The 13,271-nt window shown below is 34.2% G+C and carries 18 protein-coding genes, 1 pseudogene and 1 riboswitch; of the genes and pseudogenes, 3 read left to right on the top strand and 16 right to left on the bottom strand.

Annotated elements, in window-relative coordinates; translation table 11 throughout:
• Positions 1 to 14 precede the first annotated feature (14 nt).
• The 9 genes and pseudogenes from BGI23_RS06900 to BGI23_RS06855 all read right to left on the bottom strand — a co-directional run bounded on the left by BGI23_RS06900 (position 15) and on the right by BGI23_RS06855 (position 6,931).
• Complete coding sequence (locus tag BGI23_RS06900) at positions 15 to 809, bottom strand: hypothetical protein (RefSeq protein ID WP_000647934.1); 795 nt, start codon at positions 807 to 809, stop codon at positions 15 to 17.
• Positions 806 to 1,504, bottom strand: a complete 699-nt coding sequence (locus BGI23_RS06895) for an ABC transporter ATP-binding protein (RefSeq protein ID WP_070805568.1) — start codon at positions 1,502 to 1,504, stop codon at positions 806 to 808. Before BGI23_RS06895 ends, BGI23_RS06900 begins: the two co-directional genes overlap by 4 nt.
• On the bottom strand, positions 1,501 to 1,881 hold the full coding sequence (locus BGI23_RS06890) for a GntR family transcriptional regulator (RefSeq protein ID WP_070805567.1): 381 nt from the start codon (positions 1,879 to 1,881) through the stop codon (positions 1,501 to 1,503). The genes BGI23_RS06895 and BGI23_RS06890 overlap by 4 nt, the downstream gene beginning before the upstream one ends.
• Positions 1,882 to 2,060: 179 nt before the next feature.
• A complete protein-coding gene (nrdF, locus tag BGI23_RS06885; RefSeq protein WP_001203038.1) occupies positions 2,061 to 3,029 on the bottom strand; it encodes a class 1b ribonucleoside-diphosphate reductase subunit beta in 969 nt (322 codons plus the stop codon).
• Between the two features lie 81 nt (positions 3,030 to 3,110).
• Positions 3,111 to 4,061 (bottom strand): ribonucleotide reductase large subunit, encoded by a 951-nt coding sequence (locus tag BGI23_RS06880; RefSeq protein WP_369805082.1) that lies wholly within the window; start codon positions 4,059 to 4,061, stop codon positions 3,111 to 3,113.
• 382 nt (positions 4,062 to 4,443) lie between these two features.
• A pseudogene (locus BGI23_RS06875) lies at positions 4,444 to 5,571 on the bottom strand (ribonucleotide reductase N-terminal alpha domain-containing protein); the annotation flags it as partial.
• On the bottom strand, positions 5,558 to 5,917 hold the full coding sequence (gene nrdI / locus BGI23_RS06870) for a class Ib ribonucleoside-diphosphate reductase assembly flavoprotein NrdI (protein WP_000959450.1): 360 nt from the start codon (positions 5,915 to 5,917) through the stop codon (positions 5,558 to 5,560). The pseudogene BGI23_RS06875 and the gene nrdI, both read right to left, overlap by 14 nt.
• A 476-nt stretch (positions 5,918 to 6,393) precedes the next feature.
• Positions 6,394 to 6,711 (bottom strand): hypothetical protein, encoded by a 318-nt coding sequence (locus tag BGI23_RS06860; protein WP_070805566.1) that lies wholly within the window; start codon positions 6,709 to 6,711, stop codon positions 6,394 to 6,396.
• Between the two features lie 25 nt (positions 6,712 to 6,736).
• Positions 6,737 to 6,931: a hypothetical protein gene (locus BGI23_RS06855; RefSeq protein WP_000356683.1), complete on the bottom strand. Its 195-nt coding sequence runs from the start codon at positions 6,929 to 6,931 to the stop codon at positions 6,737 to 6,739.
• A 245-nt stretch (positions 6,932 to 7,176) separates the two neighbouring features.
• On the opposite strand from BGI23_RS06855, the gene BGI23_RS06850 reads away from it, so the two are divergent.
• Entirely contained in the window at positions 7,177 to 7,755 is a 579-nt protein-coding gene (locus BGI23_RS06850; RefSeq protein WP_000619530.1) for a GNAT family N-acetyltransferase, read from the top strand.
• A gap of 33 nt (positions 7,756 to 7,788) precedes the next feature.
• On the opposite strand, the gene BGI23_RS06845 is transcribed toward BGI23_RS06850, so the two are convergent.
• Together BGI23_RS06845 and BGI23_RS28330 are read right to left on the bottom strand one after the other, a co-directional pair.
• Entirely contained in the window at positions 7,789 to 8,391 is a 603-nt protein-coding gene (locus BGI23_RS06845) for a histidine phosphatase family protein (protein ID WP_070805565.1), read from the bottom strand.
• Between the two features lie 88 nt (positions 8,392 to 8,479).
• A complete protein-coding gene (locus tag BGI23_RS28330) occupies positions 8,480 to 8,635 on the bottom strand; it encodes a hypothetical protein (protein ID WP_070807279.1) in 156 nt (51 codons plus the stop codon).
• 261 nt (positions 8,636 to 8,896) lie between these two features.
• Here BGI23_RS28330 and BGI23_RS06835 point away from each other — a divergent pair, with 261 nt between their 5' ends.
• A complete protein-coding gene (locus BGI23_RS06835; RefSeq protein WP_001165081.1) occupies positions 8,897 to 9,082 on the top strand; it encodes a YkvS family protein in 186 nt (61 codons plus the stop codon).
• Positions 9,083 to 9,137: 55 nt separating this feature from the next.
• On the opposite strand, the gene queF is transcribed toward BGI23_RS06835, so the two are convergent.
• From queF to queC, 4 genes are read right to left on the bottom strand one after another with little or no spacing between them, the layout of a single operon-like run.
• A complete protein-coding gene (gene queF / locus BGI23_RS06830) occupies positions 9,138 to 9,635 on the bottom strand; it encodes a preQ(1) synthase (protein WP_000918895.1) in 498 nt (165 codons plus the stop codon).
• Positions 9,636 to 9,653: 18 nt separating this feature from the next.
• Positions 9,654 to 10,370, bottom strand: a complete 717-nt coding sequence (queE, locus tag BGI23_RS06825; protein WP_070805564.1) for a 7-carboxy-7-deazaguanine synthase QueE — start codon at positions 10,368 to 10,370, stop codon at positions 9,654 to 9,656.
• Positions 10,363 to 10,854: a 6-carboxytetrahydropterin synthase QueD gene (gene queD / locus BGI23_RS06820; RefSeq protein ID WP_000368412.1), complete on the bottom strand. Its 492-nt coding sequence runs from the start codon at positions 10,852 to 10,854 to the stop codon at positions 10,363 to 10,365. Before queD ends, queE begins: the two co-directional genes overlap by 8 nt.
• Positions 10,854 to 11,516 (bottom strand): 7-cyano-7-deazaguanine synthase QueC, encoded by a 663-nt coding sequence (gene queC / locus BGI23_RS06815; protein WP_000711596.1) that lies wholly within the window; start codon positions 11,514 to 11,516, stop codon positions 10,854 to 10,856. The genes queD and queC overlap by 1 nt, the downstream gene beginning before the upstream one ends.
• 93 nt (positions 11,517 to 11,609) lie before the next feature.
• Positions 11,610 to 11,653, bottom strand: a riboswitch (PreQ1 riboswitch).
• Positions 11,654 to 11,860: 207 nt separating this feature from the next.
• On the opposite strand from queC, the gene kinB reads away from it, so the two are divergent.
• Entirely contained in the window at positions 11,861 to 13,069 is a 1,209-nt protein-coding gene (kinB, locus tag BGI23_RS06810; RefSeq protein WP_070805563.1) for a sporulation sensor histidine kinase KinB, read from the top strand.
• Between the two features lie 11 nt (positions 13,070 to 13,080).
• Here the strand turns inward: kinB and BGI23_RS28630 are convergent, their stop codons facing one another.
• The gene (locus BGI23_RS28630; protein ID WP_000038254.1) at positions 13,081 to 13,197 is read right to left on the bottom strand and encodes a DUF6254 family protein; all 117 of its coding nucleotides are present in this window, start codon (positions 13,195 to 13,197) and stop codon (positions 13,081 to 13,083) included.
• Between the last annotated feature and the right edge of the window lie 74 nt (positions 13,198 to 13,271).

Here is a 13,271-nt window from a genome sequence, read left to right as displayed (position 1 = left end):
TGCCGATTCCTCCTTTAGACTTCTAGTTTTTTATCGATTATGCGACCTGTTATATAAACAAGTAGAATAAATATTCCTATAGAAAAACTAAGGCTATATAAATTCATAAGACTTTCCGGATAGAGTATGAGATTTATATCCACCGATTCATCTATATAAACTGATTTTTTAATAAAAGTAGGTGTAGGCGCAAGTCGGCCCAGCATTTCATATATCAGATTGATTATTTTCGTTACTAGTAAAAATAAGAAGAAAATAATTACATACTCCATTTTTTTCTTTTTCATAGAAAATACTTTCACACCAGCTACTGTAAAAAGTAAAACTAACAATATACTTGATAAATTAAATACATATAACACACTACTAAATAATTGTTTTACTATATCTATCTCAATTGTACTTTCCGTAAATAACATTCCATAGAGTTCTGTACCTTTTATTACTTTCATCGAAATACTATAGACAAATATAGCACCTATTACTTCAAAACACATGAAGCTAATTGCCGCATATGACAATATTGCTAAAACAATTTTTTTACCGGATATCGGTGTTAATCGAAATAATGTACTTTCGGTCATTTTCCCAAACGCAGATATCGCCTGCAGAAATACTAATACTGCAAAAATCATATAAACTAAGAATACTAAAGCAATAATAATCATTTGCCTTACTTCTCCTGATTCTTGTTTAATATAATTCCCCATACTTACAAAAGCGACAGCTACAATAAATATGAATGACAATAACGAAATAAAAATTTGTTTTTTATTCGCATTGTACATATATATTAAACTGGCCTTCATCTACTAAACACCTCCTTAAACAAATCCGTAACAGCTTTTCCTCGCTGGAAGCGTAACTCCTCTACATTTTCATGAAGTACACTTTCACCATCTTTTAAAAAGATTACTTCATCAAAAATATTTTCAACTTCATTTATTAAATGAGTCGAGATTAGGATTGTACAATCTTCTCTATAAAATTGTAGAATAAGTTCCAGTACGTGTTCCCTAGAAATGAGATCAATCCCGCCCAACGGTTCATCTAGTACGTATAACTTCGCTTTCCTCGAAAATGTTAAAATGATTTGTAGCTTTTCAACCATCCCTTTTGATAAAGCTGTAATTTTTTCTTCTAACGGTATTTTAAACTCCGCAACCGTATCTACCGCTTTTTGAATGTCAAAGTCTTTATAAAAATCACGGTAGAAAAATATAGAATCTTTTACTGTCATCCAATCATCAAATACTGGCTTATCAGACATAAACGAAACAATTTCTTTCGTTTCTAATCCTACCTTTTGACCAGCGATTGTAATGCTACCTTCAGAAGGATGCTGCAGACCAGCAATCATTTTCAATAACGTCGTTTTCCCGCTCCCGTTATCTCCAACAAGCCCTATAATTTTCCCTTCAGTAATCTCTATGTTTAATTCACGGATCACAGCTTTCAATCCGTACCTCTTCCATAAGTTTTCTATTTTTAATAACTCTGTCATTCGCTCTCCTCCCTTTTCTCATGTAATGAAGAACGAAGAATTGTAACAATTTCTTCTTCTGAAAAACCTAAATTGTCCATTCCATCTATAAAAGAGTGAAGTAATTCTTTCGCCATCTCTTTTCGCAGCTCCATAATTTTCTCCCCTTCATTCGTTACATATCGTCCCATTCCTCTACGCGTTACAACAACTCCATCTCGTTCTAGCTCTTGAAATGTACGCTGGATCGTATTTGGATTTACTTGTAATTCACTCGCTAATTCACGTACAGAGGGAATTTTATCACCAGGCAATAAATGTCCTGTTACGATTTCTTTTTTTATGTATTCCATTACCTGAATGTAAATTGGTGTATTTGGAGAAAACTCTATTTTCATTTCTTCCCTCCTTTTGTATCGGTGTACTAGTTAAATAATACACCGATACAAAGGGATTGTAAATACCCATTTACTTACAAAAAAATCGTTATACAAAAAATAATAGTGTTATGTAAACGAAATTATAAAGAAAAGCTGTCTTATTCATTGATAAGACAGCTTTTCTTTATAATCATATATTAAAAATTAAACACGAAGTCATCATCAGATAACTTTTCAACGTTCGTTGCTTTTACGTAACCATTTCCTTTTACAGAGAAGAAATCATGGTTTTTCGTATCTGTACGTAAACCATTTAAAACGATTGGGTTAATTTCTTCTTCTTCAAACTTCGGCTCAAGTCCTAAGTTCATAAGTCCTTTATTCGCATTGTAACGAACGAAACGATTTACATCCTCTACAAGACCAATAGAAGTGTAAATTTCTTCTGTGTATGCCATTTCAATTTCATATAGTTCCATTAATAACTCTTGCGTTTCTTTTTGCACTTCTTGTTGATCTTCTGCAGAAAGTTCCGCGAAGATTTGTTGTGCCAAAATACCGACGAATACGCCGTGAATTGACTCATCACGAATTATTAAGTTAATAATCTCACCACTTGCCGTCAGTTTACCTTGACCAGCTAAGTAAAGCGGATAGAAGAATCCACTATAGAATAAGTAACTTTCTAAGAACACACTTGCTACCATTGCCATGTATAACTCTTTTTTCGTCACTTCAGGTTTTAATAAACGACGATAGTAACTCGTAATAATACCAGCCTTTTTCTCAAGTAACGGATGAGTATCTACCCAGTCAAAAATCTCATCGATTTCTTCTTCAGTAGCTAATGTTGTAAAGATATGACTGTAACTCTTCGCATGTACTTCTTCCATTGCACCCATGAAAGCTAATACACTTTTTGCTTGTAAATTTTCAAGATGAACAAGTACAAGTGGCATCCCTTCGCCGCCTTGTTTCGTATCTAAAAGTGTTAAACCACCTAATACACGCTTATAAGCAATTTGCTCTTCTTTTGATAATTGCACCCAAGTATTTTTGTCAGAAGACACCGCGATTTCTTCTTCTGTCCAAAACTGAGCGATGTTTTGCTTCCAAAACATTAAACTAAAATCATCTTCTTTTTTGTTCCAGTTTACCGCACGCATTCAATCGCCCCTTCTCTAAATATGATAACTAAGCATGAGCAGGGTTCAGAAAACCCTGCTCATCATATCTCGCTTTTTATATTAAACAGTACAAGCCACACACTCTTCCACGCTTAATTTACGTGTTCTCGTATAATACAGACTCTTTAAGCCTTTTTTATGTGCATAGATGTAGTAACGTGCTAATTCACGTGTTGAAATATCACTATTAACGTAAAGAATTGTACTAATTCCTTGGTCAATATGTTCTTGAATTTCTGCGATTAAATCAATTAATTTAAACTGATTCATATCGTAAGAAGATTTATAGTACCAGAACGTATCTTTTGATAAATACGGCATTGGATAATATGTTGTCGCATTCGCATACGTTCTTGATTCGATTTGACTTACAATTGGCATTACGCTTGAAGTTGCATTTTGAACGTAACTGATTGATTGTGTCGGAGCGATAGCAAGACGATATGAGTTATATAAACCATTCTTCTGCACTTGCTCTTTTAAACTTGTCCAATCTTCTTTTGTTGGAATATGCATTCCTTCAAATAATTGCTGAACTTTTTCAGTTACTGGGCTGTAATCTGTCGTTTCATACTTTTCAAAGTATGTGCCATTCGCATAATCAGATTTATCGAAGTCTTTAAATGTTTCGCCTTTTTCTTTAGCGATTTCCATACTTTTCTCAATAGAGTAGTAATTTAACATCATAAAGAATGTACGAGCGAACTCTTTCGCTTCTGCACTTTCATAAGCGATTTTATTTTTTGCTAAATATCCGTGTAAGTTCATTGCGCCAAGCCCTACTGAATGAAGCTCATCATTTGCTTTTTTCACAGTTGGTGCATTCGGAATGATTGTCATATCAGAAACAGCTGTTAAAGCTTCCATTCCCGCATGAACTGCTTCACGAATTTCTTTATTTTCCATTACATTTACGATATTTAACGATCCTAAGTTACAGTTAATATCACGACGGATAATGTCATCTGTACCGTAATCGTTAATTTCAGAAGTTTCTTGAAGCTGGAAGATTTCTGTCTCGAATGTTCAACCGAGTTCGCTATTCCTCAGTCCGTTGCTCATGCAACTGCTGTATGTCACCATACAGGACAGACTATATCATCACCTACAGCATTACCTGATTAGGTGCTCCGCTTTTCGAACGCCAATCGCTTGCGCTCTACTCCCATAAGGGATAGTCGTTAGGCTTTTACTTATCTTAATCTTTCAGAAAGTCTCTTATTACTTTATGTTGTCCCATAACTCTGCTATACAAAATAATAAGATACATTCTGAACTTTTATATTTTCATTCTAAGATAAGATTTAGCACGGTAGGTTACCTCAAATTTGAGGCTTTCCCCGTTTAACGGAGTTTTCGACTAGCATTTCTACTAGAAGGTGCTACATATTTAACACAAGTTCGACATCTTCACAGTTCCAATATCCTTCAATGGATGTTGGTTATTTGCATTTGATTTAAACATTAAGTACGGATAACCAGACTCAAGCTGAATCATAGCAATTTTAATCAGCATATCACGCGCACTAATATCTAGCGGCTTCTTCTTCACTTTTGGATTGCTCATTAATTCATCGTACATTTCATCGATATCAATGTCATCTAAATGCTTTCCGTATTCTTTATACACCGTATAAGGCGCGAAAACATGGAAAGGTTCGTTTTTCTCAGCAAGCTCAAAGAACTTACTTGGAACGATAATTCCGATTGATAGAGACTGAATACGGCTCTTCTCATCGGCATTTATTTTTTTCGTATCAAGGAATTCAATAATATCCCAATGGAAAATGTTTAAATATACTGCGCCGGCACCTTTTCGTTGGCCAAGCTGATTCGCATATGAAAACGAATCTTCAAGTAATTTCATAACAGGTACTACACCACTTGCAGCGTTGTCGATACCTTTAATTTGCTCACCGCGTGCGCGTAGCTTAGATAAGTTTAAAGCTACTCCTCCGCCGATTTTTGATAATTGCATTGCAGTATTAATGTTAAAGCCGATTGAATTTAAGCTATCATCCATCTCTAACAAGAAACAAGACACCATTTCTCCTCTTCTGCTTCTTCCCGCATTTAAAAAGGTTGGTGTCGCTGGTTGGTAGTTTTGTTTGACAATCATGCTTGCGAATTGTTTTGCCTTCGCAACATCACCGCGTCCTAAGTATAATGACACAATTGCTACACGATCTTCATAGCTTTCTAAGTATTGTTTTTGATCATTTGTTTTTAACGCATAATCTTTGTAGAACTTAGATGCTGCCATATAAGATTGGAACTCGAAGTTTTCACCATAAGCGATGTTATATACCTCTTCTACTTCCTCCAAGTTATACTCGTCCAGAACGTTGTAATAGTAATCATGTTCTTTCATATACTCCATTCGCTCTGCCACGCTATTAAAATGAACGGTATTCTCTCTAGCTTCTTCCATAAAGACTTCTAATGCCTCTTTATCTTTATGAAGCTGATAAAAACCGTCCTGCATTTGCGTGATTTCATTATTCAGTTCAATGTGTCGCAATCTCCCGCACCCTTTCCTTAAAATATTCTACATCGTTATTTGTTCCTGATAACTCAAATTTTGATACAATAGGCACTTCATATTTAGCAGAAATTTTGTCAGCACTTGCACCGAACATGTCTCCCCAGTTACGATTGCCGCTTGCAGATACGCCTTTTAATTTTTCATTATTGCGCTCTAAAAATTCTAAAACACGTTCTGGTACATTGCCAAAACCTGTTGTATACGTAATTAAAATAAAGTCTTCATCTATTACTAGATCTTCACCAATTTGAACGGCCGGCATATTTAATTTGTGGATGAAACGCTTCACGTTTCCTGTCATAGAATCATATGCAACTAACATTTCCGACCCTCCCTTTTCAATCTATACTCTCTGTATGTTGTTTCTTGATTTCTCTATATATTGTATTACGTTTCAAAATAAGACACAAGATATATGTATAAATTCTTTCTTTTTTTAACTTTTACTTTTCGACAAGACCGTCGATTTTTTTCAATACAATGACTATGAAACAACATTCTAAAACTCATGTCAATAAAGTGCTTTTCAAAAAAGTTGTCAACGAATTTAACCTTATTTTTAAAAAAGTTAACAATATATTTTGTCATAAAACGGCAAATGCTGGAGGAATATATTTCTCCAGCATCACGCAAAAAAGAACAGACATGAAACGATAATCTGTTCTAAAAAACGATTACATTTATCAACTTTACTTTATTAAATATTATACATATACTTTCGATTCGCGTTACATACTAAAAGATAACTATTATAGAAAAAGATTATTATTATGGAAATTCAACTTATTTATGAAAAGATTATTCAGAGTGCTCAATACGCAAAATATCTTTTACAAATATATGATGTGGATTTTCATCTTTATCAATCATTGTACATACAGGAGCTTCTTCATCAAAGTACACAATCATTCCTTCAACGTACTCATATGTATGTTGAACTTGTACAGTTACTTTAATTTCTACAGCCTCTTCATATGCTCTTTTTATTTTCTGAAGCATTTTTGTCGAACACTTTCGTTTCTCTGGATACATGACCATCCCCATAAATCGATTTCCGGCTCTATCTTTCCACATATAATCCCAATGCGGTAATATGCCTTGTTTAAAATCGCCCATAAGTCTCCTCCCTATATTCTTTTAGTTACGAACGTGGCGTTTCTGAATATGTATAAATGACCTGTCCGCCGCGCTGTGCGTTACCAATGAAATGTTTAAAGTCTTCTCGATTTACTAAAACTTCTCTGAACGTATAAAATACATCTTTTGTAACAACATACTCCTTTATTTCACCATTTTTCAGCTGATCCAAAATTGTATTTGCTAATTCTTTATCCATGTATTTCACCTCTATGCAATATTTTATTTTATCTTATATTCTATAGGTCAACAACTGTAAAATTATCCAGATGCTATACCTTCATTTCATTTTCATTATTTTTCAAAAGATATCTCTTTAGTATATGTCCACTAAATATCATATACTAACATAGCTACTTCTCTATATCAAACATTTCGACATTCAATTATGCAAAGTTTCACACCGCTATGCTACAATATATGAATAGAACTAGGAGGGATACTATGATTCGGAAAGCAAAAAAGACAGATGCGAAACTGGTAGCACCTTTATTGTATAACGCTCTGCACGAAATTGCTGAAAAAATCACAGGTAGCACAGTTGAGACAGAAGTATTACTAGGACTTGAAACATGGTTCTCAAAAGAGAAAAATCGACTGAGCTATGAAAACTGTTTTGTATATGAACAAGACGGGGATGCAGTTGGAGTTATTGTCGCTTATCACGGTAGTGAAGCAACAATGCTTGATGCACCAATCGTACATCACTTAAGAGAATTACATAAAGATGAATCGATTACGTTAGAAAAAGAAGCCGAGCTTGATGAATATTACATTGATACTTTATCCGTTTCAAGTGTATATGGCGGAAAAGGAATTGGTTCTAAATTAATTGAAGCTGCTGAAATACATGCAACTGAAAAGGAGTATGAAAAAATCGCATTACTTGTTAATTTAGAAAACAAACGTGCCTATTCACTATACGAAAAACTAGGTTATAAAAAAGATCAAATCGTTATGCTTGTAGGCGAACCTTATGCACATCTCGTAAAACCATTAAACATCAAAATTTCTATATCTTAAAAAAAGCACACGATTTATATAAATCGTGTGCTTTTATGTTAAATTCGTATTTAATACATTTCCATTCATCGCCTCATGAAACGTATATGTTGTACATCCCCATGGCTCTCTGTGCAAGATAGGAGAACCAGACCATCCCATCGCTCTCAGTTCGGCACCAATCATTCCATTCACATAATTATGACCTACAAGAGCAATACTTCCATGTACGAGAGCGTAACGATGTAATAAGTAGGCCGCTTGTCTTGCCCTCTCTCTTACTTCCTTGTAGGACTCAACATCTTTATGGTAACCAAGTATCCATAATGTTCGTCCGATAAACATCCATACGTTAGGCTTGCATTTTATCCATTTCGGAGCATAAAAGCTCGTGGGAACTGCAGCTTCTCTAAAGAGAGGATTTTGTATAAACGATAAAGAATCCATTAATTCAGCTGCTGACTGTACAGCACACCGTTGATCACTTGATACAATCAATTTTGCTGCCTCAACCGCTTCTCTTGTTTCCATTGGTATAGGTGCTTTTTCTGTTATAGTATGTAAGTCATATCCTTTCATCCATTCATGAAAGGATGTAACCGTCATTGGTTCTATAGTACGATTTAAGCGACCATGACGAATAAAAGAAATCTTCATTCTTTCCACTCTCCATTCATCACTTACGAACTCTATTATGTACTATTTTTACATATCATACCACGCAAAAAAAGAAAGTTATACAACTTTACATATCCCCCCCACTCTCATGTGTGACCCCAGCATGTATCCCATCCATCCCATCAAAATATGTAGTCGTTTCATGATGACGAATCTTTTTTAAATTTATATAAGAAAATACAAATAAAGTTAATACTATAACACTCCCCACAAATTCAAACATCATTTTACCGCCTCTAATTTCTCCCACTTTAGTAGGTTATTGTATATTTTTATTATACCCCTATATAAAGATGTCTGCATTTAAACCTTTCTTTTTTTCTAATAACGTGACATTTTTGCATATTTTCTTACAAAAAGTGAATATTTTTCGAATTTTTACTTTGAAAACATTTACAAAACAGGAAACATAGTTCAAAATAAAGGAAAATAAAAAATCCCAAATTATTCTTTTTTGGAAAAACTGTAACAAGGAGAGTTGCTTATGCAGATCGCAGAAACTGGAGATATCATTGAATTTAAAGGTGGAATGCAAGGCCGTGTTCAAAAAGTAAATCAAAACTCTGTTATTGTGGATATAACAATTATGGAGAATTTTAGAGAACTAGATATGGAACCTCTTACAGTTGTTAGTCATAAAAACTATACTGTCATTAATCAAAATGCATAATATAATAGAAAGAAAGGATCTGTATAACATACAGATCCTTTCTTTCTATTATATATTAACGATTATCAATTGTTTCTGGATATAGATCATGGTTCATCATGCGGTAGTCTGCCATTTGTTCATACTTCGTTCCTGGGCGACCGTAGTTACAGTAAGGATCAATTGAAATCCCTCCACGTGGTGTGAATTTACCCCATACCTCGATGTAACGTGGATCCATTAATTTAATTAAGTCATTCATAATAACGTTCATACAATCTTCGTGGAAGTCACCATGATTGCGGAAACTAAATAAATATAGTTTTAAAGATTTACTCTCTACCATTCTTTGTTCTGGAATGTAGCTAATATAAATTGTCGCAAAATCTGGTTGGCCTGTTTTCGGACATAAGCTTGTAAATTCAGGACAATTGAATTTTACAAAATAATCACGGTTTGGATGATTATTATCAAAAACCTCTAAAATTTCTGGGCTATATTCAAATAAATATTTTGTATTTTGATTTCCTAATAATGTTACATCTTTTAAATCTTCATCTAATCTTCCTGCCATTTTAAACATCCCTTCTCATTATACTCCGCGTTTATTTCCCCATACTAACGCATGAAGCTGCGGCAATACTTTTGCATTATTCATTTCTTTGCAGTTAACCGCTTTTTCAATAAGCCACTCATACTTATCTAATAGCTTTTTAATCAACATCGTATCATCCACAGTTTTTGTATCATCATTCCCTACTTGTAAGAAAAATGGCACATCTGGATAACGTTCGTGCATCTTAACTGCATACTCAAAATCATAATCGTCAAATACTACTACCTTTAAGCTAATATCTTTTCCTGCTAGCTTCTGAATCACATCATCTAACTTCTGAAAATCAGTATTCATCGTCGAACTCGGTGGTTTTGGAGAAATCGTTATTTCATCAATTTCAAGTAACCAATCTTGCCATTTGCTCCCTTGCGTTTCGATTGCCGTTCGCATTCCATTCTCTTTTAATATAGAAAGAAGAAACTCAATATTTTTCAGCAATGCCGGATTTCCACCTGAAATCGTAACATGAGAAAAATTTTCGCCACCAATTTCTACAAGCTCATTCCAAACGTCTTCTGCTGTCATCTGTCTAATTTGATCTTTAGCCGATCCATCCCACGTAAAAGCAGAATCACACCAAGCACAGCTATAATCACAGCCAGCTGTACGGATAAACATCGTCTTTTGTCCTACAACCATTCCTTCACCTTGAATAGTCGGACCAAATATTTCTAAGACCGGAATTTTACTCATCGAGCATCCACTCCCGTCTTACTTCCGCATAACTAGTTGGCGTCTCAAACAGACGAACAAATTCAACACGAGCTCCTTTGTATTCGTTCGCACGATTATCTTTTGTTAACGCCTCTGCCATCTTTTCATAAATCCAAACGACCATATTTTCAGCAGTTGTATTCATCGCTGGTAACGTTTCGTTTAAATAACGATGATCTAAATAAATTTCTATTTCATTCTTCCAAATTTCTTTTATATCTCCAAAGTCAATTGCAAGACCTATTTCATTTACATATCCACTAATCCCAAATACAACTTTATATGTGTGACCATGTAAGTTTTTACATTTCCCTTCATAACAGTGTAAATGGTGTGCTGCATCAAATGTAAATTCCTTGCTGACCATTACTCTTTTATTATGATATTTGAGCTGTTTACGCTGAATATCCTTGTCCATTTTTTGCAAATTTTCTACGATGCGAAATCCAAAGAAATTATCCATTAGTTGCTCGCTCCTTCGCGTTCTTGTAGGTACGTATCTAATCCTGCTTTACGAAGTTGACATGCTGGACATTCACCGCAACCATCACCAATGATTCCGTTATAACATGTTAATGTTTTTTCTCGAACAAACTCGAATGCTCCAAGTTCATCTGATAATTTCCATGTTTCCGCTTTATCAATCCACATAAGTGGTGTATGAATCACAAACGGATAATCCATGGATAAATTTAAAGTAACGTTTAACGATTTCACAAACACGTCACGGCAATCTGGATAACCACTAAAATCAGTTTCACATACACCCGTTACAATATGACGTGCTCCAACTTGTTTTGCTAATACAGCAGCAAATGATAAGAATAGTAAATTTCGTCCATCTACAAACGTCGATGGTAATTCCCCTTCTTCATGTGTAATCTCCATATCCGTTCTCGTTAACGCATTTGGAGCAAGTTGATTTAATAGACTCATATCTAGTACTGTATGTTTAATTCCTAGCTCTTTTGCAATTTCCGCTGCACAATCAATTTCTAACTTATGACGTTGATTGTAATTAAACGTTACAGCCTCTACTTCTGCAAACTGCTCTATTGCCCAAAATAAACATGTCGTACTATCTTGTCCTCCACTAAAAACAACAACTGCCTTTTCTTTTTTCATTTCACTCATTCTCCTTCTCTACTACGAATAAGAAGAAAGAACGTTCTTGAACTGTCACAATAAAAAAACAAAACAATACCTAAAGATATTGTTGTTTCCATAGTTTTTTATAGAGGGAGTTCGCGAACCTCTCCCGTGCATTGCACGGAATTCCTTCTTTCATTGACAAAGCTTATTGTAACATATTGTATACTACCAGAAAAAATTTCTGATTTTTCCGCTATTTCTCATTTCATTTCTTTCATTTTATAGTATGATTAATTTACTATAAGAAGAGAGGAGGCATCCCACTGAAATCCTTTATTATTTATCTCTTTCTAAATATATTATTCATCCTTGTTACAATGCTCGTATACCATTTATTTTGGAATCAAAAAGGGAAACGCTCTCCTAAATTAAATTCAGCTATATTTATTGTATTATGCTGCCTCGTTACTATACTATGTATCACTTTCGCAGCAAAAACAAATTATGGATTTCAATTTGATATGCGTCATATCGTATTAGTTGTCGGTACATTAACCGGAGGTCCTATTGCTGGTGGATCAATATTAGTTGTATTAAATATATATCGCTTCTTATTAGGAGGAATAGGTGTTTTCCCATCGCTTATCGGTTCTATCTTTCTATTTATTGTTCTACTATTTACATACAAATTTTTCAATCGAACTTCTAATCGTATAAAAATAATACTCGCTATTATATACAGTCTCACATACGGATTGAGTTGGATACCTTTCTTCCTTTCAAAGGTTACAAATAAGACTGATTATATACCACATATTATTGTGTATGAGTTATGTACGATACTTGGTACGATTCTTATTTTATATTTACTACACATATTACAAACCCAAGTTCGTCTCCAAAACGAACTTATGAATGCTGAAAAATTTCATTTAATTGGCGAAATGGCAGCATCCATCTCTCATGAGATTCGCAATCCGTTAACTTCAACGAAAGGATTTTTACAACTTTTGCAGTCAGGTACATGCACTGAACAAGAGCGAAAATTATATATTGACATAGCCATCAACGGAATCGAACAAGCAAATCACGTTCTTACAGATTATTTAACCTTTGCAAAACCAAGTATTGAAAAAGAACAAACATTACAGTTAGAAGAAGAACTACTGCATGCATTATCGTTAATTACACCGCTTGCTAATTTAACAAATGTGCGTACACATTATATAAAGCAAAGTACTTCTTTTTTTATCGCGGGAGAAAAACAAAAACTAAATCAATGTTTGTTAAATATTTTAAAAAACTGCATTGAGGCCATGCCAAAAGGCGGTGATCTTTATTTCACATTAGTTCCTGATCATAAGCATATTCAATTATATATAAAAGATACAGGAGTTGGTATGGATCAAGAACAAGTAAAACGTCTTGGATCCCCTTTCTATTCAACAAAAGAAAAAGGTACTGGTCTTGGAATGATGGTCGTATTCAGTGTTGTGCAAGCTATGAACGGAAAAATTGATATTATAAGTGAAAAAGGTACAGGTACAACTTTCTTATTAACTTTTCCACTCATACAAAAAACGTGATGAAATACTCATCACGTTTTTTCTGTTCCTTCAACTAATTCAGCAAAAGCTTTCACTTTTCCATGTGGTTTTTGATTTTCTTTACGTGCTTTCCAAGCGCGCTCTTCTTCTTTCTTTTTCTTGGACATACTTTTCAACTCCTTCTTTTCTTTCTCTCTGTAGTATTCCAAAATAAGAAGAAAAACTATGCACATATGAAAAA

Origin of the sequence: Bacillus sp. ABP14, from assembly GCF_001831375.1 — a bacterium.
In the GTDB taxonomy this organism is placed as follows: Bacteria; Bacillota; Bacilli; order Bacillales; family Bacillaceae_G; genus Bacillus_A; species Bacillus_A paranthracis.
This window is presented reverse-complemented; position numbering and strand designations above follow the sequence as displayed.